Below are 18658 nucleotides of genomic sequence, written 5' to 3' on the forward strand. Positions count from 1 at the left end.
GGCGAGGACGCCGGCGAGCGCGAGGACGATGGCGAGGACCAACAGCAGGAGCCACGCGTCCCGGACCACCCAGTAGGCGAAGCCGAGGACGCTCCTGGCATCGAGGCCGCGGAACGTGTCAACGATAGTGAGACAGCCCGAGTTATGAATTAGGCTTGGATGCTCTCCGGTTTTTGCGGCGGATTGATCCAGGCTTCGATGGGCTTGGCGGGCGGTTCGGGCGCTTTGCGAACGAAGCGTTCCGGGTTGAGACGGAAGGCGCGGTTGAGGGTTTCCTGGCGGGCGGCATGGACGGCGTCGGCTTGCCCGTAATGCACCTGATCGGGGGTCATCAGGCCGATGCCGGCATGATGGTGATCCCGGTTGTACCAGGTGAAGAAATCTCGGCAGAAGGCCCTGGCATCCTCGATGGAGCCGAAGCGCTTGGGGAATTCCGGCTGATATTTCAGGGTCTTGAAGTGGGCCTCGGAGAATGGGTTGTCGTTGGAGGTGTGGGGCCGGCTGTGTGATTTGGTGACGCCGAGGTCGGCGAGCAGGAGAGCGGTGGCCTTGGCCTTCATCGGGCCGCCGCGATCGGTGTGCAGGGTCAGCTGGCCGGGCGGGGCGGCGTGCTTGGCCAGCGTCTCCTCGAACAGCGCCTTAAACAGGGTGGCGCTCTCGGCATTAGCGACACACCAGCCCACCACCCGGCGGCTGAAGATGTCGAGAATGACGTAGAGGTAATAATAGGACCACTTCGCTGGCCCCATCAGCTTGGTGATATCCCAGGACCAGACCTCGTTGGGGGCTTTGGCCAGCAACTCGGGCTTCCGGTAGACCGGATGGCGGAGTTGGTCGCGGCGGTCCCGGACCTCATCATGTTCGGCCAGCAGGTGGTACATGGTGCGGATGGAGCAATGATAGACGCCTTCATCGAGCAGGGTGGCGTAGACCTCTGCCGGGGCGAGATCGACAAAGCGCGGCTCGCGCAGAAGGGCGAGCACCGTCTGGCGTTCTCGGGCCGCAAGCGCCCGGGGCGGCCGGGGGCGCGGCGCCGGCTCCCGACCGGCCGGCCGGGATCGATGCCGATGGACACTGGCGCGCGACACGCCCACGGCGGCGCAGGCCGCGCTCACAAGACCGCGGCCGGGGGCCAAGGCGGTAACCGCGCTCATTGCGGCGTCTCGTCGCTGTCGACGGGAGGCAAGGCAATCCCCGGAAGGGCGGAGAATTTTTTCTGGACATCGATAACCGCCTCGGCCCGCTCCAGCCGGCGCTGGAGGCGAGCAATGTCCTGGCGGGCCTTGGCCAACTCCGCTTCCAGCGGATTGGCGGGCACCGCCTTCGGCCCGCGCTTGAGCGGCTTCAGCGCCTCGAAAGCGCCAGCGTCGCGTTGCCGGCGCCAGTCGGTCAGGGCGGACGAGTACAGACCTTCCCGGCGCAGAATGGCGGCGATCCCGCCGGTGTCCGCCGCCCGATCCGTTTCGGCCAGAATGCGCAGCTTCTCCGCCGCCGTGAAGGTCCGGCGTTTCGCACGGGGCGACAGTTCCGGGGAGGCTGCCGCAGGCGCAGCAACAACCCGCGGCTTCTCACCGATGTCAGGGGCGGCGCCAGCTCCGGTGGCTGGCAGGGACGTCTTGTTCGGCATGACCACGCAATCAGTTTCCTACGCCCTCGAGCTTAAACTTCAGGGGGGATGGTGTCTCACCTTCATTGGCACGGAGGGTCGTCCTGGTGACGGAACTGTCGCGGTGGGGGCGCAGCACCCTCGACCTGCTGGAGATGTTGCGTGAGTTGGAGGGCCGGCGGGTTTCGGTGATCGCACTGAGCGGCATGACCTTCGACCTGGCGAGCGCCGCCGGCCGCATGATGGCCACCGTGCTGGCCGGCATCGCCGAGTTCGAACGCGACCTGCTGCGCGAACGGGTGCGATCCGGCCTCGCCGCGGCCAAGGCCCGCGGCAAGACGCTCGGCCGGCAGCCTGGGCAACGGCCGAAGTCGGACCGGCTGGCGCCCAAGGTGCTGGCTCTTGTGGCACAAGGGCGCAGCTATCGCCTGATCGGCCGGGAATTGGGGCTGAGCAAAAACACGGTGGCAGAAATTGTCAAACGGCACCGATATGTAGACGAGGTCAATGGATGAATTCAGCAATTCACCTTGCCCCTGTTCTTGATGATTTGCCCCTGGGTATCGACGTCCTGCGAACCGAGGCCGCTTGCGAGGGCTACCAGTTTCTGGAGCGGCTCGTGACCGAGTGGAAGTCGAACAGGGTGCGCTTCGCCCGCGAAGAAGAGGCACTACTTGCCGCCTACGTTGGAAGCGAGCTGGTTGGGATTGGAGGAATAACGATCGACCCTGCCGTCACAGGCGCATTGCGCATGCGGCGCTTCTATGTTCGAGCGCCGTTTCGGCGTCTCGGTATCGGGCGCAAACTGGCTCTCTCTCTACTTGAAAGATCCGAACCCTTGAGATGCCCAGTGATGGTCAACGCAGGCGCCGCCAATGCCTCAGCATTCTGGGAGGCGCTTGGTTTCATGCCGGATCCATCCAAGGGCCACACGCACATCTTCCATCCGCGGCATAGCTGGTAGCACTCATATCTCAGTCCAGCTGTGCTAACGCGAGCCATCAACGTTCTTGATTTGTCCGCTTAGCGTATATTCTCGTCCGTTTTATGGCGTCACCCCCATCAGCCGGCGGATTTCCGCGCTCGAGGCGATGGCCGGGGCCCGCCTGTTTTGCCGGAGTACGACGGGCGTTACGCTGACCGAGGCGGGCAGACCCTGCTCACGCTGGCCCATCGGGTCGAGGAAACGGCCAGGGAGTTCGAAGCCGGGATCCTCGACGTCGGAAAGCGCCTCCGGCGCAAAGTCACCATTCTGGCGTCGGAGGGTGTTTCGACCTACCTGCTGTCGCCGTTGCTTTACGGGCCCGAATACGGCCCGCTCGGCGGCGCGGCGCGGCGTCCGGGCATCGAGTTGCCGCCGGTCCAACTGGTAGCGCCGCACGCTCCCGGCCCCTGCGACATCCGGATCGCCTGATCGGCGCCGGAGGATCTGCCCCTCGCTTCACCGAGCGATCGCATCCGGCGCCTGGCCTCCATCCGCTTCGTCCCGTTTGCGTCGGACGCTTATGCCACCCGGGCCGGCACGCTCCCGCACCGGTTCGACGCCATAGCCCAACACCGGATTGTGACGCTGGCCGACTACGCGTGGTTCCGTAGCGAGCGTTCGCTCGGCAGCTGGAACCACGTGGTGGAGGCGGCTGGCGAGTCGGCCGTGACGACCGGGTGATCGTCGTCTGTCGGGCAGATGACGCTTGCCGGAGGCGGCATCAGCCTGTTGCCAACCTACTCGACGATGTACTCGGACCAACTCCGCTTGCTCGATGTCGTGTCACCGACCATGGTCGCCAACCTCTGGATCATCTCAGGGGACGAAGATCTCCGCGATCTGCCCCTGCGGATGGCCTACGACGCGATCGTCAAGGCGTTCGCTTCGTTTGAGTGGTGACGGACTGAACGGGGAAGCCGTCAGGCGCCGGGCTTCGAAGGGCAGGCCGGGACTTCCGCCACCAGCATCTTCCCCGCCTGCCAAACCGGAGAGTGCCGCTGATCCCTCGCTCGACCGGATCATCGGTCCGGTGGCCACACTCACCGGTGATGGCGCCAGCGACGGTCATGACGTCGACGCCCGAGTCCTTCCTCGCGTCCTCCTCCGATTCAGTTCCGGGCATGGCGCGAGACCTGACGGAATCCTGCGGGAGAGCGGATCGCCCAAACCCGCCGTCGGGGTGGGGGAGGGGGAGGGGGTGTGAGAATTCTCACACCTCGGTTCCTCACCCGTCGGCGTCGTCCGCCAGCACGGCGTCGATCGCGTCGCGCAGGCGCAGCAGCGATTCCCGCTCGGCAGCGGCGACCGGTCGGCCGCGCAGGGCGTGCGGATCCTTGGTGACCGCACGGGCAGTGCGCAGCAAGGCGTCCAGCGCGGCACCGCTGCCGCGCGGCAACCGGGCCGGGTGTGCCGGCTGCGCGACGCCGGCCTCCGTCCCTTCATCGGGGGAGGGTGCGGTTTCGCGTCGGATCGTCTCCCACAAAGCGGCTTGGCGCGCCGGGTCCTTCTCGGCCGCCAGCTTGTACAGGCGGTAGCGCGCCGGGGCCGGCTTCACGGCGGGCAGAGCTTCGCGGATGGCGTCGGGCAAGTCCAGAAGCTTCAAGGTGCGGTTGACGTCGGCGCGGTCGCGGCCGACGACGGCGGCAAGCGCGGCCTGGGAATAGCCGTGCCGCTGCATCAGGGCCCGGAAGGCGGTGGCCTCCTCCAGGGGCAACAGGTCGGCGCGGTGCAGATTCTCGATGAGCGCGATCTCGTCGGTATCGGCGGCGTTGACCAACGTGCCAAAGATGGTCTGCCGCCCCAGCAGCCGACAGGCGCGCAGGCGGCGCTCGCCGTAGACGAGCTGCCAGCGTCCCGGTTCAAGCTGCTTGAGGCCGACAGGCTGCTGCAGTCCATGCTTTTCGATGGAGTCCGCCAGCGCGCGCAGCTCAGCTTCGTCGAAGTGGCGGCGGGGCTGGTCGGGGTTGGCCTCGATCCGCTCCACGTCGGCCTCGATAATCTGCGGGCCATGGCGCAAGGAGCGGAAGATGGGGTCGACACCGTCGCCGACCGATTTCAGGAACTCCGTGTTGGGCTTGATCTTAGGCGGCATGGACGGCCTCCAGGCGCTTGGCGCGTTCGGCGAGCACCGCGTCCGCCAGAACCTCGTAGACCTCGCGGCCGGGGAAGTCGGCGGCAGCCAGTACCGTCGGCAGCGCCGCCGCGTTGGCTTGCGAAAAGGTGGTGGATCGCGCAATGGGGTCGAAGATGCGAAACGCCTCGTAGCGTTCGCGCATGGCGTCCAGCATGGCGCGGTCGCTGGTTAGGCGGGCGCTGTACATGCTGGGCAGGATGCCCAGCACCGACAGGGTGGCGTTGGTGCGACGCTGCACCTTGTTGATGGTGCGCAGCAGATACTCGATGCCGATGATCGCCGGCATCTCCGGCTGGCAGGGGATCAGGACCGTATCCGACGCGGTGATGCCGTTCACCGTCAGCATGCCCAGGTTGGGGGCCGTATCGATGATGATGCAGTCGAAGATCTTCCGGGCCTCGGCCAGCAGCTCGCGCATCGTCAGGGCGCCCAGGGGCTCCGACATCAACTCCGCCTCCACCTCACTGAGGCCGATGCTGGATGGGACGATCTGCAGGCCGCTGTCCAGCGTCAGCACCACGTCCGTCAGCGCCGCCTCGCCGCGGATGACGTTGGTCAGGGTACGCCGACGTTCCTGCAGCTCCATCGCATTGACACCGACGTGCAACGTCGCGTTGGCCTGTGGATCCAGATCGACCAGCAGCACCGAGGCGCGGCGCGCCAGCAGCGTCGCCAGGTTGACGGCGGTCACCGTCTTGCCCACGCCGCCCTTCTGATTGGCGACGGCCACGGTCAGCGCCGGGCCGCCGCCCAGTTCCATGCCCTTGGCCTCTTGCCGCAGCAGGGCGGCGACAGGTCGGGGGATCGCCTCCGCTCCGCTTTCCCAGCGGCTGACCCGTCGGTTGTCGTAGCGTCGCTGCAGCCGCTCGTTCAACCAGCCGGCGAACGCCGCCTGGTTCAGGCCGCGGCGTTCCCGGAACGCCTTCATTGTCTCGCCGCGCATCTCCCGCTTCCCGGACCGCCTCGTCACCGGTGACTGTAGGAGTTGACGGAACTTCGGTCAACGAGTTGACGGAGCCATGGTTGACCGTCCGCCGGGCGGTGTGGCGGCCCGGCGACAGGTGGTCGGGTGTGTGAGAATTCGCACACCCCGTCCACCGCCTTCAGCCCATGCGGCGAATTGCGCCTGCGGCCAGTGCCGTCACCCGGCCGGCCGCACCCTGCCCGGCCGGCGCCTGCCCGGCGACGGCACGCAGACGCTCCGCAAGCGCGCGTTCCTGGGTACAGGCTTCGGCGCACAGGACCCGCATCTCGGCGATGGACGGCCGCCACTTGCGCGTTCGCCGCCACGCGCGCGCCGCCGCGTCCACCGCCCAGGCAGGGTACTCGCCGAGGTCGTCAGCCCAGTCGAGCGCCACCATTTGCTCCACCTCCGGTGTCAGGCCCTTGGCCGGATAGTGGCTGAGCAGCGCGAGGACACGGGCCAGCAGACGCTCCGGCGGTGCCGGTGCCAGCACGGTAGCCTCGAGGTCGGCCAGTGCCTGACCGGCGAGCGCCGCCTGCCGGGCCGTCACCGTCTGCGGCGGCGTCCAGCGCTCCGTCACGTCGCCGAAGCCGTCGTCGGCAAAGCACGAACGGCGCTCGGTATAGCCGGAGGCGAGCGCCGCGCAATGGAGCGGGCAGGGCAGCAATCAAACCGTCACGACGGGCCGGTGCGGGCAGGGACGGATCGAAGGGCAGGGCAGGGCAGGCGGGAAACGGGGCGATATCGGCGGCCATGGCGATCCTCACGACCAAGCGGACGGGACGGAAGGACGGCGCAGCCGGGCTGCGGCGGCGGCCCAGGCGTCGACGCGCCGTTCCGCGGCGGCGGCGGAGGCGGTGGACCGGGTCCCGTGGTTCACACGGGCCGGAGCCGCGGCGGGTGGGACTTTTCCGGCGGCGGCGTCCTGGGCCAGCCAGGCGCGCCAGGCGGCGCCGACGTCGCGGTAGCGGTAGCCATGGGCGCGGCAGCGCAGCAGGAAGCCTTCCACATGGCGTGCCAGGTCTACGTGGCCGAAGCGGGCGGCCGCCCACTCCAGATCGTCGGCTGCGGGCTGCCAGTCCGCGGGAACCTCGTTCGGCGATGACCCCGCGCCGGCGGGCGAGTCCGGAGTCTGTTCGGAATGGACCTGTTGCTGACTCGCCTGTGGACGGGGGGTGTGCGGGGGCGAGTCATCCCTGTCCGGCCCGCCCCTGCCCGGTTCGCCGTTCACGTCGAAGACCGTCGGGGCGGCCCTCGACATGGCGGTGCCGGGAAGGAAATGCAACCGGTACAGGCAGGACAGGCTGGCGCCGTCGCGGCCGTGCCGGCGCTCGATGTCCACCAGTCCCAGATCATGCAGGCGCTGGCGGATGCGGTTGACCGTGGGGCGGGAGCGCTTCAGTTTGGCCGCGAGCGTCGATTGGGACGGCCAGCAGGTTCCGGTCTCGTCGGCGTAGGTGGCCAGCGCCGCCAGCACGGCCAGGCCGTCGGCGTCGAGGTCGGGGTGGTCGAGCCACCAGGCCGGAATGCGCCCCCAGCGGCCGGCGTCGGCGGGACTGGCGGTGGTCGTGTCGGACATCGACGGTCTCCATAGGCGGTCGGCACCGGCCAGGGCCGCCGGCGCTCCTGGAGGAAGGATTCCCGAGCCGCCGTCACGGCGGCAAATCGCGGGTATCCCCGACATGTCGCCGGCCGCCGCGTGTGGATCGCTCAAACCCGCGATGATGTCGCGATAACCCGCGATCCTGTCGGGGAAACCCGCGAAGCCGGCGCGAATCGGAGTGCCGGCCGGGCTGTATCCGCCGATGAGCGCGGACGATCGGTCGCAAATACCCGCGTTCCGCGGGAGATGGCTGAAGGCGGGAGCATGGCAGGAAAACCCGCGATTCGCGTGAACCACGAGATGTCGTGGTCACTATGAAGCCATTCCCTCAATCTGGTATGGCGTGCAAACCCGCGCGTCGACGGCGCGGTTATCGCCTCCGGGAGCTGCCTTCCCTGTCGGAAAAACCCGCGATCGGTTCCGCGCCCGCCGGAAAAGCGGTGGGGCAGGGGGGAGACAGCGCGTGTGCTGCGGCCAGAGGTGTCGGAAAAACCCGCGATGTTCGCCGGCCGCTCCGATCCGGCCGCTCCGATATAGTCTCATTCCGAGTCGCCGCCGCCGGGTCGGTGGGGTGCCGGACCGGGGGCCGCGCCGGTGCGGAACGCGGGTTTTTCCGACATCATCGCGGGCCGGCACGACCCATCCGCGGGTTTTTCCGACAGGCCCGATCGGGGTGGATCGGGGGCCTCCGCTTGTCCCCCCGCGGCCCCGGCGCTATCGTCGAGCCGATCGGGAGGTGCGGATGAGCAATGGCAACCGGGTAGCGACGACCGCGGCACAGTTGGTGCTGTTCGAGCACGAGGATCGTTCGCAGTCCCATCTCATCGCCATGTACGATGTGGCCCCGCGCTTCGTCTTCCTTCCCCGCGGACCCAGCGGGCGCGATGAGGCCGCGGCCGGCGAGGCGCCGGCGGGCAAGGACCATTTCCTGAAGTCGGTGCACCGTGACTTCGTGTTCCAGGGGCGGGCCTACCGCCTGACCCTGCAACCCGCGCGCATCTACCGGGCACCGCCGAAGCGCGACGGCGACCCCGCCGTCGCGGCCGTCGGGAACGACCCCGCGAGCATGGTCGAGGTGGAGGTGTTCCCCGGCGAGCGCGAACAGATCGTCGAGCAGGTGATCCGCCGTCTTGCCATGGACCGGCCCCGGCTGTCGCTGGCAGGGGAGGACCGTGACAAGGTTCAGATGAAGTTCTCTCTGTACGAGATCAAGCGAGAACTGCGGGCGGTCAACCGGACGCTGGACCTGACCAACATCCGTGAGGCGCTGGAGGTGCTCGGGCGTGCCCGCATCATCATCTCCAAGGCGGGAGAGCCGGGCCGCAAACCCGGCCGTACGACGAACGTCCTGGAATCCACGGCCTTTCCTGTCATGGCCATCCGTGGCCGAGCCGATCAGGAGAGCGAGGAGGGGGCCACCGAGGAGACCTATCTGGAGTTCAACCCGTTGGTGTCCTCGGCCATCCGGAACCTGGAATTCCAGCCGGTCTCCTACCGCTGGCTGATGCGCCTGAAGAGCCCGGTGTCGCGCTGGCTCTACAACCGCCTCTCCGTCGAGTGCGGGGAATTGCGTGATTTCCGGACGTTGCGTGCCGAGGGCGCCAAGCCGGTGACCTTTACCGCCGACGAGATCGTCAAGTACAGCGGCATGAACGAATGGAGCCGCCGGCGCGACACGCTGCGCGTCGTTACCGCCGCGGTCGACGCGCTGGTCGAGGAGGGTATCCTTGATCGCGTCGAAAAGGATTTCGACAAGCAGGGCAAGCGGATCGACGATATCACCTACGTGATGACTCCGTCGCGGGAACTCCTGGAGCAGCTCCGCCGGGCAAAGCAGGTCGAGGAAGCGAATGCCGCGGTCCTGAAGAGCATCGCCGGGAACGATGCACCGCCCAATTCCTTCGTGGTGGTGTCGACGACGGAAGCCTCCGAAACGCGCCAGCGCCGCTCGAAGCGGCTTGGCGCGGGGCAGGAGGCGCCGCTGCTGCGCTTGGCCGGCGAGCGCTGATTCTCGGACTTATGTAGCACCCCCCACCGCCTGATCCTGTCACGGGTGTTATCGGTTGGCGTTGGCCGCTCCGAGAGGCGTTGGTGCACAAATCGGGGGAGTGGCGGTCGAGGAGGGCGGCGGTTAAAGGATCGGCCCTTGCTGGAGCCGAGAGCCGAATGCCGTACAAGGCCAACGAGAGCCGTCGTCACAAGATTCCGAAGGCCCGCTATCGGGTTTGAGAATTGGGCGGCTTACGATGCAGCGCTGCGCCGGCTCTCGGCGAAGCCAAGCTTCGCCTGACGCCGTCAGCGCAAGCGAAGCTTGCGCGAGAGGCGCGGCAACCTGACGATCTGGGTGACGCCCGAGGCGATCGCCGCCTGGACGCCACCCGCACGGTCGCCTGATCACCGCGCCCTCGCGGTAGACTCCGCGGTCACGCCGATTTGCGCACCAAAGTCTGTCGCCCCCGTCGGTCGGTTAGGTCATGGCTTGGTCCGGGGAACCGGGAGCTAGTCAAACAAAGGGAGTGGGCCCATTCTCATGCCCATGCTCCTCGACGAATGCACTGTAAGGCCGAACCCCGCCGATTCTAAGCGGACCGAGTGCGTCTCCGGCCTGAACCATGACAGGCTGAGGCCGGACGACCGGACCAGCAGCATCGACTCCGACGAGGGCCGCGAACACCAGCGCAAGGGACCCCGCGATGACGGCTGAACAGATCGGCCAGCCGACGGTGGCTCTGCTTGGCTTCCCAAGGATCTGAGTGCCATCATGCCGATGTTTCGACGCTTCGAATATCTGCTGTCCCTGGCTCGCGAAGGGCATTTCGGTCGTGCGGCCGAGGCGTGCCACGTTTCGCAGCCAACCTTGTCCAACGCCATCCGTCAACTCGAGGAGGAACTGCGTGTCCCCATCGTGGAGCGTGGGCACAAGTTCGCCGGCTTCACGCCGGAAGGGTTGAAGGTTCTGGAGTATGCGCGCCGCATCATCGCCGACCGGGATGGTCTGCAGCAGGAACTCGATGCCCTGGCGCAGGGGCTGTCCGGGCATCTGCGCATCGGTGCCATTCCCTCGGCGCTGCCGGCGGTGCCGCACCTGCTGGCCCGCTTTGCCGAGTGCTTTCCCCGGATCCATTCGACCATCGCCTCGCTCAGCTCCCGCGAGATCCAGCGGGAGATCGACACATTCGAACTCGATGCCGCGGTGACCTACCTGGACAATGAGCCTTTGAGCAACGTCCGCACGGTGCCGCTGTATGGCGAGCGTTACTTCCTGCTGGCACGCCGTTCCCAGATTCCGCAGGGGGCAACCACCGCTTCCTGGGCGGCGGCGGCGGAGCTGCCGCTGTGCCTGCTGACCCCCGACATGCAGAACCGCCGGATCGCCGACGCCGCCTTCCGCATGGCCGACCACGACGTGATACCGGCCATGGAGACCAACTCGGTCGTCACGCTGTACACGGTGGTGCGCAGCGGGCCGTGCGCCAGCGTGGTGCCCGGCCAGCTTCTGACGCAGGTGGCGCCGCATCCCGATCTGGTGGCGGTGCCGCTGACCGAGCCCGACCTGACCTACGTGGTCGGGCTGGTCTTCGCCGACCGTGAACCCATGGCGCCGATCGCCTCCGCCCTGGCGGCGGTTGCCGCCGAGGACGGTCTGTCGGCGCGCATCCAGGCCGCCACCGACGAGGCGCTGGCGGCCTGGACGCCCTAGCCGGAATACTCACCGGATGACGGGGCACGCCGCCGGGCGACGGACGAGGCGGCGGGCCGGTCCGACGGCTATGCCGGCGCCGTGCAGCAGCACCACCAGCAGCGCCAGCACCACCACTGAGGCGGCGATCCCCGCCTCGACCGCCGGCACCGCGACGCCCGCCATTCCCAGCACGGCACCACACGCGAGCATGGCGACGAAGGCGGCGGGAAGCAGCCACACCGCGCGGCCGCCGTTCCGGGCGACTCAGATGCCGACCGCGACCATCGCCGGCAGATGGTCGATTCCGCCGAGCGGATGGAGGAAGCCCTGCAGGAACGCGGCGTCCCCGGCGTGGCCGGTGTGGGCCGCCGCCGGCGGGGCGAGGGTGACGGTGAGCGCGCCGGCAAGGCCGGCGGAAAGCAATCTGTTCATTCGGCAGCTCTCCTCCGGTTGTCGATCCCGTTCATGGGGCACGACGGAGCCGGCAAAAGGCCCCATGCGACATCCGCCGGCGGCACCGCGTGGGTCAGGACCAAGGCAGCGATGGCGTCGATGTCGTCGGCCGAGACCACCGGCAGCGGCGCTGCAGGCAGCGGCACGTCGGAGGCGATGGCCTTGATCGTCGGGTTGCCGAGGTGGATCGGCGGCTGAGCGAGGGTGGAGCGGTATACCTCGATCTTCGGGTGCCCCTCGCGCTTGAAGCCCTCCACCAGCACGATGTCCACCTCGGACATGCGGGCGAGCAGGCTCGGCAGCGAGGGCTCGTCGGCGCCGCGCAGTTCCTGCATCAGCGCGACCCGGAACGCCGACACCACCAGCACCTCGCTGGCGCCGGCCTGCCGGTGCACCCAGGAGTCCTTTCCGGGCTGGTCGACGTCGAATTCGTGATGGGCGCGCTTCAGCGTGGAGACGCGCAGCCCCTGGCTGATCAGCGCCGGGACAAGGCGGCGCAGCAGCCGCGTCTTGCCCGAGCCGCTCCATCCTGCGAGACCGATGACGCGCATGTCAGCATATCCTTGGAAGGGGGTTGCCGAGCGGCAGGTCCAGCAGCCGCTCGCCGCCCGGGCTGGTCCGCATGGTCACCCGTCCACGCGGCGTGTCGACGACGGAGCCGATGATGCGGGTCTCGGCACCATAGGGATGGGCGCGCCACGCGGCCAGCGCCACCTCCGCCTCATCGGGCGGGACCACGGCGACGGCGGTCCCCTCGTTTGCGAGGTAGAGCGGGTCGAGCCCCAGCCGTTCGCAGACGCCGCGCACCACGGGGCGCAGGGGATCGCCGCCTCCTCCGGCCGGATCCCGGTCCCGGCCGACTCGGCCATCTCGTTGAGCACCGCGGCGACGACGATGGGGCGGTGGAACTCCTCAGCGATGAAGCGGTAGGGTTCGGTGCCGATCACCATGCTGACGTGCCCCGGCCCGACGAAGCCGTCGAACCGCATCTCCGGATCCTCCAGCAGCGCGCGCAACGGCGGCGACACGGTAATGTGGTTGCAGAACAGCGAGAAGTTGGCGATCCCCTCGCGCTCGGCCTGAAGGACCGAGGCGGCGGTGGCCGGCATCGTCGTCTCGAAGCCGAGGGCGAAGAAGACCACCTCCCGATCCGGCAGCCGGCGCGCCAGCGCGTCGAGCGGCGAATAGACGATGCGCTCGACCAGCCGTGCGATGCGGCTGAGCAGCGCCCGCGCCCGGGCCGGATCCCGGAAATCGTCGACGAACTTCATGGCTGTTCCGTCCGTTCAGGTGGGACGTTCAGGTGGGTATGGATGCTTTCAGGTGCTCGATCTCGGCCTCCGCCTCGCCGACCCGGCGCAGCAGGTCGAGCGTGGCGTGCGCCTCCCCCTCGTCGATGCGGGAGACGGCGAAGCCGACGTGGACCAGCACCCACTCGCCGATGCAGTCGGACAGAGCGGCGTCGGGATCGGCGACGCAGGCGATGTTAACCTCCCGCCGTACGCCCATGATGTCGGCGGTGGCGAGCATCCGCTCGGCGTCGGCGATAGCGATGATCCTGGCTGGTACCCCGAGGCACATCGGTCTGTCCCTTTCTCTGGCGGCGGCTGTCATAGGGCGCGGAGGCGCCGCGCCTCCAGCCAGTCGAGCCACGCCGGGAAGCCTTCGCCGGTGCGGGCGGAGACCGTCAGGATCTCGGCGCGGGGGCTCACCCGCCGGGCGTTGGCGATCAGCAGCGGTACGTCGGCGTCGAGGTGCGGCGCCAGGTCGATCTTGTTCACCAGGACGAGTCGTGCGGCGGCGAAGATGTCGGGGTATTTGAGCGGCTTGTCCTCGCCTTCGGTGATCGAGACGATCGCGACCCTGGCCGCCTCACCCAGGTCGAATTCGGCCGGGCACACCAGGTTGCCGACGTTCTCGATGAACAGGACGCCGCCGCGCGGCGGCGGCAGCCGGTCGAGCGCGTGGCCGACCATATGGGCGTCGAGATGACAGCCCTTGCCGGTGTTGATCTGCAACGCCGGCGTGCCGGTGGCACGGATGCGGTCGGCGTCGGCGGAGGTCTGCTGGTCACCCTCGATCACGGCGACATCCACCGCCCCGTTCAGCGCCTCGATGGTGCGCACCAGCAGCGTCGTCTTCCCCGACCCCGGGCTGGAGACGAGATTGAGGGCCAGTGTGCCGGCACCTGCGAGCCGCTGCCGGTTGCGCGCGGCGTGGCGGGCGTTCTCCGCCAGGATGTCGCGTTCCAGCCGGATGGTGCGCGTCGCATCGTGCCGGTGGTCATGGTCATCGTGATCATGGCCGTGACCACGATGGTGATGGTCGCCGTGGTGATGGTCATGGACGTGATGACCGTGGTCCGGCGCCGTACCATCGAACACCACGTGATCGCTGCCGCAGCCGCAGGTCGTGCACATTACGCCACCTCAAGTTCTATCAGTCTCAGCTCGTCCCCGCCGCGCGGGATCAGGGCCAGTCCGCCGCAGTCGGGACAGGGGGAGACGCGCGTCGGCACTTCCACCTCGCGGGCGCAGTCGCTGCACCAGACCAAGCCGGGCGGCTGGTCGATCTCCACCTCGGCCTCCCCGGCCAGCGTGTTTCGCCGCACCACGTCGAAGGCGAAGCGGAGCGCGTCCGGATCGACGCAGGCGAACCGACCGACGGCCAATCGGATCCGCTTCACCCGGTGGAAGGCGTGGCGACGCGCCTCATCCTCCAGCAGGCCCATCAGGTGTTCGCACAACGAGACCTCATGCATCGTTCATCTCCGGTAAGGCAAGGCACCCTCAACCGCCCGTCGCGCTCATGGATCGCGTGATCGGCACGGCGCTGCTGCGCCCGATGGCGAAATCGTGCCCCCCGGGCTTGCGCCGGATGGCGGCGCGCAGGGCGTCGATCAGCGGTCCATCGTCGTCGCTCAGGCGCAGCGGCGTGCGCAGGTCGGCGCCGTCCTCCCGGCCAAGGCACAGGTGCAGCCGCCCGGTGCAGGTCAGCCGCACGCGGTTGCAGCTTTCACAGAAACCGTGGGTCAGCGGCGTGATGAAGCCGATGCGGCAGCCGGTCTCCCTCACCCGCGCATAGTGCGCCGGTCCCCCGGTGCAGTGGTCCGTGTCCTCGAGCGTCCAGCGGGTCTCCAGTTCGCTGCGCACCTGCTGCAGCGGCAGAAACCGGCCCTCATCCGCAAGGCCGCCGAACGGCATCAGTTCGATGAAGGTCAGGTCGAAGCCGTGCCCGCCGCACCATGCGACCATGTCGTGGATCTCGTCGTCGTTGACGCCCTTCAGTGCGACGGCGTTGATCTTGATGCGCAGGCCGGCGTCGGCGGCGGCCCGGACGCCTTCCAGCACCTTGGCCAACTTGCCCCAGCGGGTGATGGCCCGGAACTTGTGCGGGTCGAGCGTGTCCAGCGAGACGTTGAGGCGCCGCACGCCCGCATCCGCCAGCCCGGCAGCGTGCTTGAACAGCATGGCGCCGTTGGTGGTCAGCGTCAGTTCATCCAGGGCGCCGGACGTGAGATGGCGGCCGAGCGCACGGACCAGAGCCATGATGCCGGGGCGCACCAGCGGCTCGCCACCGGTCAGGCGCAGCTTGCGGGTGCCGAGCCTGATGAAGGCGGAGGCGAGGCGGTCGATCTCCTCCACCGTCAGAACCTTGGCTTTCGGCAGGAAGTCGGCGTCCTGCGTCATGCAATAGATGCAACGGAAGCCGCAGCGGTCGGTCACCGAGACGCGCAAGTAGGTGACCGGGCGCCCGAAGGAATCCGCCAGTGTGCCGTTCGGTTCTGCCATGTGGCCCATCGGTGTGTACCTCCGGCAAAGCCCGGGAGCGGGGCCGGTTGGCGCAACGCGTCCTGCGGTCGGTAACCGGGCAACATCGCTTCATAGTGCAGTCGATGCGCCAATAAATGATTTCTCAGGGTATATCACCCCGACTTACCAAGGGCAAACCGCAAATCACGACCCCTGGAATGCCGCAAGCGACCATAAGATTTGGCTATCTATTGATAGTTCTAATTCCTGTATAGCGAAAAGCTATCGGATGATAGCAAACATCTATTTGCTTGTTTGCTGAAAATACTGCTGGCTGAGCCAGAATGCCGCATATCGTTTTGTGCGATGAAGGAGCAGGATCCGGCCGTGTCCGCATCTTGGCGTGCGGACACGGAGTGGCGAACCTGAAACGTCCGGCACGTTTTTCAGAATTCCGTCGAATATGCTCTTCATCTGCGGAATTTGAAGTAAACAACAGAAGTCGACGGGGCGACGCTGTGTTCCGGCGGGCGCATCGCTTGCCGATGTCCGAATAATGCACTGGATATACTTGGAATTTGCCGACGATAGGGACTTGTGACGCTCCGTACCTCGACGAGGAGTGAGGATCGATGGACAAGGTCAAGACGGTGTGCCCGTACTGCGGCACGGGTTGTGGCATGTACCTGCATGTAAAGGATGGCAAGGTCGCGGAGGTCACCGCGGATCCCGATCATCCGGTGAGCCAGGGCGAGCTGTGCGTGAAGGGCTACTTCGGCTTCCACCATGTGGCCGACAAGCGCCGACTCTCCACACCGCTGGCGATGCGCAACGGCGTGTTCGAGCCGCTGGGCTGGGACGCCGCGCTGAACGACATCGCCGGGCGCCTGCGCACCATCGTGACGGAGAGCGGCCCGGACTCGTGCGCCGTCTTTGTCTCGGCTCGGGCGACCAATGAGGACAACTACGCGGCGCAGAAGTTCGCCCGCGCGGTGCTCGGCACCAACAACGTCGATCACTGCGCGCGGCTCTGCCACGCCTCCACCGTGGCCGGCCTGGCAATGACGCTGGGCAGCGGCGCGATGACCAACAGCATCGCCGAACTCGGCGAGATCACCGACGTCATCTTCATCATCGGCTCGAACACCGCCGAGTGCCATCCCCTCATTGCCCGGCATGTGGTGAAGGCGCAGCAACGCGGCGCCAAGCTGATCGTCGCCGACCCGCGCATGACCGAGATGGCGTCCAAGGCCGACCTGTGGATCCGCACACCGCTCGGCCACAACATTCCGCTGACCAACGGGATGCTGCACGTCATCATCAAGGAGAAGCTGTACAAACCTGACTTCGTAAAGCAGCACGCGGTCGGCTTCGATGACGTGGTCCGCGCGGTCGAGGACTTCTCGCCCGAAGCCGTCGAGCGCATGAGCGGCATCCCCGCCAAGCAGATCGTCGAAGCCGCCCGCCTGTACGCCGGAGCGGGCAACGCGGCGATCCTCTACGCGATGGGCGTGACCCAGTTCAGCCACGGCACCGCCAACGTCGCCAGCCTGTCCAACCTCGCCGTCGTCACCGGCCAGATCGGCCGGCCCGGCGCCGGCGTCTGCCCGCTGCGCGGCCAGAACAACGTGCAGGGTGCCTGCGACCTCGGCGGCCTGCCGCACGTCTATCCCGGCTACCGCCCGGTTACCGATCCGGCCGTCCGGACGCATTTCGAGCAGGCCTGGGGCGCGTCGCTGTCCAACCGCGTCGGCCTCAAGGTCACCGAAGTGCCGCACGCCATCGAGCAGGGCAAGATCCGCGCGCTGGTGCTGTTCGGCGAAAATCCGCTGCTCAGCGACCCCGACTCCGGCGAGCTGCGCCACGCGCTCGACAAGCTCGACCTGCTGGTCGTCGCCGACCTGTTCATGACCGAGACGGCGCGCTTTGCCGACTACGTCCTGCCGGCGGCCGGCTGGGCGGAGAAGGACGGCACCTTCACCAACACCGAGCGCCGCATCCAGCGCGTCCGCCCGGCCGTAAAGCCCCCCGGCGAGGCCCGGCCCGACTGGTGGACCTTTGCCCGGCTCGGCACCCGCATGGGCTACACGGGCATGGGATGGCAGACCGCGGGCGAGGTGTGGGACGAGGTTCGGCGCGTGGTGCCGGCGACCTTCGGCGGCATCAGCTACGCCCGCATCGACAAGCAGGACGGCCTGTGCTGGCCCTGCCCGGACGAGGCGCATCCCGGCACGCCGATTCTGCACCGCGACGGCACCTTTATGCGGGCCGGCGGGCAGGCACTGCTGAAGGCGGTGCTGTTCGACCCGAAGACCTTGCCCGAGGAGAAGGCCAAGCAGTTCGAGGCGCCTCTGGCCGGCCGCATCGCCGAGCACCCCGACGCCGAGTATCCGTTCCTGCTGACCACCGGACGGCGCGTCTACCACTATCACACCGGCACGATGACGCGGAAATCGCCGCTGCTCGACCAGATCGCGCCCGAGGAACTGATCGAGCTGAACCCCGAGGACGCAACGGCGCTCAAGGTCGCCAACCGTGACTTCATCAAGATCACCACGCGCCGCGGCCACATCGTCGCCCGCGCCTGGGTGACCGAGCGCGTCCCGCCGAAGACGGTCTTCGGCACCTTCCATTTCTGGGAGGCCAGTTCCAACGAGCTGACCAGCGGCGACACCCTGGACCCGGTCTGCGGCATCCCGGAGTTCAAGATCTCGGCCGCCCGCGTCGAGAAATCGTCCCCCGCCGAGGCCGCGAAGTGGCTGGAAACGATCCGCGATGCCTACCGCGTGTCGCTGGAGCGGGCGACCACCGCGCGCCGGTTGCGCCCCGAGCCGCGTGTTGAGGAGTCCGTCTGATGAACCGCTTCGTCCTTGCCGATCCGCGCCTGTGCATCGGCTGCTACACCTGCATGCCCGCCTGCGTCGTCGTGCACAGGGAGGCCGGGCTCCAGGCCTACCCGCGCCTGACCGTCACGCACACGGCGCACGGCACCATGCCGGTGCAGTGCCGCCACTGCGACGACGCGCCCTGCGCCAAGGTCTGCCCGGTCGCCGCCATCACCCACCGGGAAGGCATGATCTTCCTGAACGAGACGGTCTGCATCGGCTGCAAGATGTGCGCGATCGCCTGCCCGTTCGGCGCCATCACGCCGCACGGCAGCGGCACCGACAGCCAGGCCATCCCGACCATCCCCTACCTCGCCAACGGCGAGGAGGTCACGGTGGAGGCCACGGCCGCCGCCCGGGCCGCCGCGGTGCACCCGCTGCTGGCCTGGACTGCGGGCGAGCGCAGCATCGCGGTCAAGTGCGACCTGTGCCATTTCCTGCCCGAGGGGCCGGAATGCGTGCGGGTCTGCCCGACCAAGGCGCTGTGCGAGGTGACCGAAGCCGACCTGACCCGGGAGATCGAGGGTCGCCGGCAGAAGGCCACCGCCGAAGTCGGTTCGCTGCCCTCCCTCTGGAGCGAAAGGCAGGCCTGAC

General features: G+C 67.9%; 19 protein-coding genes and 3 pseudogenes. 9 read left to right on the plus strand and 13 right to left on the minus strand.

Annotated elements, in window-relative coordinates:
• Positions 1–149: 149 nt before the first annotated feature.
• A protein-coding gene (locus tag G472_RS0121970) for an IS3 family transposase (protein WP_156927212.1) occupies positions 150–1633 on the minus strand; the annotation gives its coding sequence in 2 pieces (ribosomal slippage) (positions 150–1210 and positions 1210–1633; 1485 coding nt in all).
• A gap of 80 nt (positions 1634–1713) precedes the next feature.
• On the opposite strand from G472_RS0121970, the gene G472_RS34900 reads away from it, so the two are divergent.
• The 4 genes from G472_RS34900 (at position 1714) to G472_RS0121990 (ending at position 3491) form a co-directional block, all read left to right on the plus strand.
• Positions 1714–2121, plus strand: coding sequence for a recombinase family protein (locus G472_RS34900; RefSeq protein ID WP_425387997.1), 408 nt, complete (start codon positions 1714–1716; stop codon positions 2119–2121).
• Positions 2118–2570 carry a GNAT family N-acetyltransferase gene (locus G472_RS38295; protein ID WP_084536837.1) on the plus strand — a complete coding sequence of 151 codons (453 nt, stop codon included), beginning with the start codon at positions 2118–2120 and terminating at the stop codon, positions 2568–2570. Before G472_RS34900 ends, G472_RS38295 begins: the two co-directional genes overlap by 4 nt.
• Positions 2571–2717: 147 nt before the next feature.
• Positions 2718–3020 (plus strand): hypothetical protein, encoded by a 303-nt coding sequence (locus G472_RS0121985; RefSeq protein WP_029010099.1) that lies wholly within the window; start codon positions 2718–2720, stop codon positions 3018–3020.
• 270 nt (positions 3021–3290) lie between these two features.
• Entirely contained in the window at positions 3291–3491 is a 201-nt protein-coding gene (locus G472_RS0121990; protein WP_029010100.1) for a hypothetical protein, read from the plus strand.
• A 325-nt stretch (positions 3492–3816) separates the two neighbouring features.
• Here the strand turns inward: G472_RS0121990 and G472_RS34905 are convergent, their stop codons facing one another.
• The 4 genes from G472_RS34905 to G472_RS0122010 form a co-directional block, all read right to left on the minus strand.
• On the minus strand, positions 3817–4683 hold the full coding sequence (locus tag G472_RS34905; RefSeq protein WP_051341139.1) for a ParB/RepB/Spo0J family partition protein: 867 nt from the start codon (positions 4681–4683) through the stop codon (positions 3817–3819).
• Positions 4673–5668: an AAA family ATPase gene (locus G472_RS0122000; protein WP_029010101.1), complete on the minus strand. Its 996-nt coding sequence runs from the start codon at positions 5666–5668 to the stop codon at positions 4673–4675. Before G472_RS0122000 ends, G472_RS34905 begins: the two co-directional genes overlap by 11 nt.
• Positions 5669–5828: 160 nt before the next feature.
• Positions 5829–6356, minus strand: a complete 528-nt coding sequence (locus G472_RS34910; RefSeq protein ID WP_156927214.1) for a hypothetical protein — start codon at positions 6354–6356, stop codon at positions 5829–5831.
• Positions 6357–6452: 96 nt separating this feature from the next.
• On the minus strand, positions 6453–7268 hold the full coding sequence (locus tag G472_RS0122010) for a helix-turn-helix domain-containing protein (RefSeq protein WP_029010102.1): 816 nt from the start codon (positions 7266–7268) through the stop codon (positions 6453–6455).
• A gap of 766 nt (positions 7269–8034) precedes the next feature.
• Here G472_RS0122010 and G472_RS34915 point away from each other — a divergent pair.
• The 3 genes and pseudogenes from G472_RS34915 (at position 8035) to G472_RS34920 (ending at position 10992) form a co-directional block, all read left to right on the plus strand.
• Entirely contained in the window at positions 8035–9300 is a 1266-nt protein-coding gene (locus tag G472_RS34915; protein WP_035693396.1) for a hypothetical protein, read from the plus strand.
• A 158-nt stretch (positions 9301–9458) separates the two neighbouring features.
• A pseudogene (locus G472_RS39050) lies at positions 9459–9717 on the plus strand (hypothetical protein); the annotation flags it as partial.
• Between the two features lie 336 nt (positions 9718–10053).
• Entirely contained in the window at positions 10054–10992 is a 939-nt protein-coding gene (locus G472_RS34920; protein WP_245593556.1) for a LysR family transcriptional regulator, read from the plus strand.
• Between the two features lie 9 nt (positions 10993–11001).
• On the opposite strand, the pseudogene G472_RS38300 reads toward G472_RS34920, so the two are convergent.
• The 8 genes and pseudogenes from G472_RS38300 to moaA form a co-directional block, all read right to left on the minus strand.
• Positions 11002–11472, minus strand: a pseudogene (locus G472_RS38300) (HupE/UreJ family protein).
• The gene (gene mobB / locus G472_RS34930; RefSeq protein WP_084536839.1) at positions 11403–11978 is read right to left on the minus strand and encodes a molybdopterin-guanine dinucleotide biosynthesis protein B; all 576 of its coding nucleotides are present in this window, start codon (positions 11976–11978) and stop codon (positions 11403–11405) included. The pseudogene G472_RS38300 and the gene mobB overlap by 70 nt, the downstream one beginning before the upstream one ends.
• A 1-nt stretch (position 11979) precedes the next feature.
• The gene (locus tag G472_RS40815) at positions 11980–12237 is read right to left on the minus strand and encodes an AIR synthase-related protein (protein WP_211100232.1); all 258 of its coding nucleotides are present in this window, start codon (positions 12235–12237) and stop codon (positions 11980–11982) included.
• Between the two features lie 86 nt (positions 12238–12323).
• Positions 12324–12698: pseudogene (locus G472_RS40820) on the minus strand (hydrogenase formation protein HypD); the annotation flags it as partial.
• 28 nt (positions 12699–12726) lie between these two features.
• On the minus strand, positions 12727–13008 hold the full coding sequence (locus G472_RS0122050) for a HypC/HybG/HupF family hydrogenase formation chaperone (RefSeq protein WP_029010105.1): 282 nt from the start codon (positions 13006–13008) through the stop codon (positions 12727–12729).
• 29 nt (positions 13009–13037) lie between these two features.
• Entirely contained in the window at positions 13038–13847 is an 810-nt protein-coding gene (gene hypB, locus G472_RS0122055; protein ID WP_029010106.1) for a hydrogenase nickel incorporation protein HypB, read from the minus strand.
• The gene (gene hypA, locus G472_RS0122060; protein ID WP_029010107.1) at positions 13847–14188 is read right to left on the minus strand and encodes a hydrogenase maturation nickel metallochaperone HypA; all 342 of its coding nucleotides are present in this window, start codon (positions 14186–14188) and stop codon (positions 13847–13849) included. Before hypA ends, hypB begins: the two co-directional genes overlap by 1 nt.
• Positions 14189–14216: 28 nt before the next feature.
• Positions 14217–15227 (minus strand): GTP 3',8-cyclase MoaA, encoded by a 1011-nt coding sequence (moaA, locus tag G472_RS0122065; protein ID WP_029010108.1) that lies wholly within the window; start codon positions 15225–15227, stop codon positions 14217–14219.
• Positions 15228–15811: 584 nt separating this feature from the next.
• Between moaA and fdhF the strand changes: the two genes are divergently transcribed.
• Positions 15812–18034, plus strand: coding sequence for a formate dehydrogenase subunit alpha (gene fdhF / locus G472_RS34940; RefSeq protein WP_035693399.1), 2223 nt, complete (start codon positions 15812–15814; stop codon positions 18032–18034).
• Positions 18034–18657 (plus strand): 4Fe-4S dicluster domain-containing protein, encoded by a 624-nt coding sequence (locus G472_RS0122075; RefSeq protein ID WP_029010109.1) that lies wholly within the window; start codon positions 18034–18036, stop codon positions 18655–18657. The genes fdhF and G472_RS0122075 overlap by 1 nt, the downstream gene beginning before the upstream one ends.
• Position 18658: the final 1 nt, after the last annotated feature.

This window comes from Azospirillum halopraeferens DSM 3675 (genome assembly GCF_000429625.1).
Classification (GTDB): domain Bacteria; phylum Pseudomonadota; class Alphaproteobacteria; order Azospirillales; family Azospirillaceae; genus Azospirillum; species Azospirillum halopraeferens.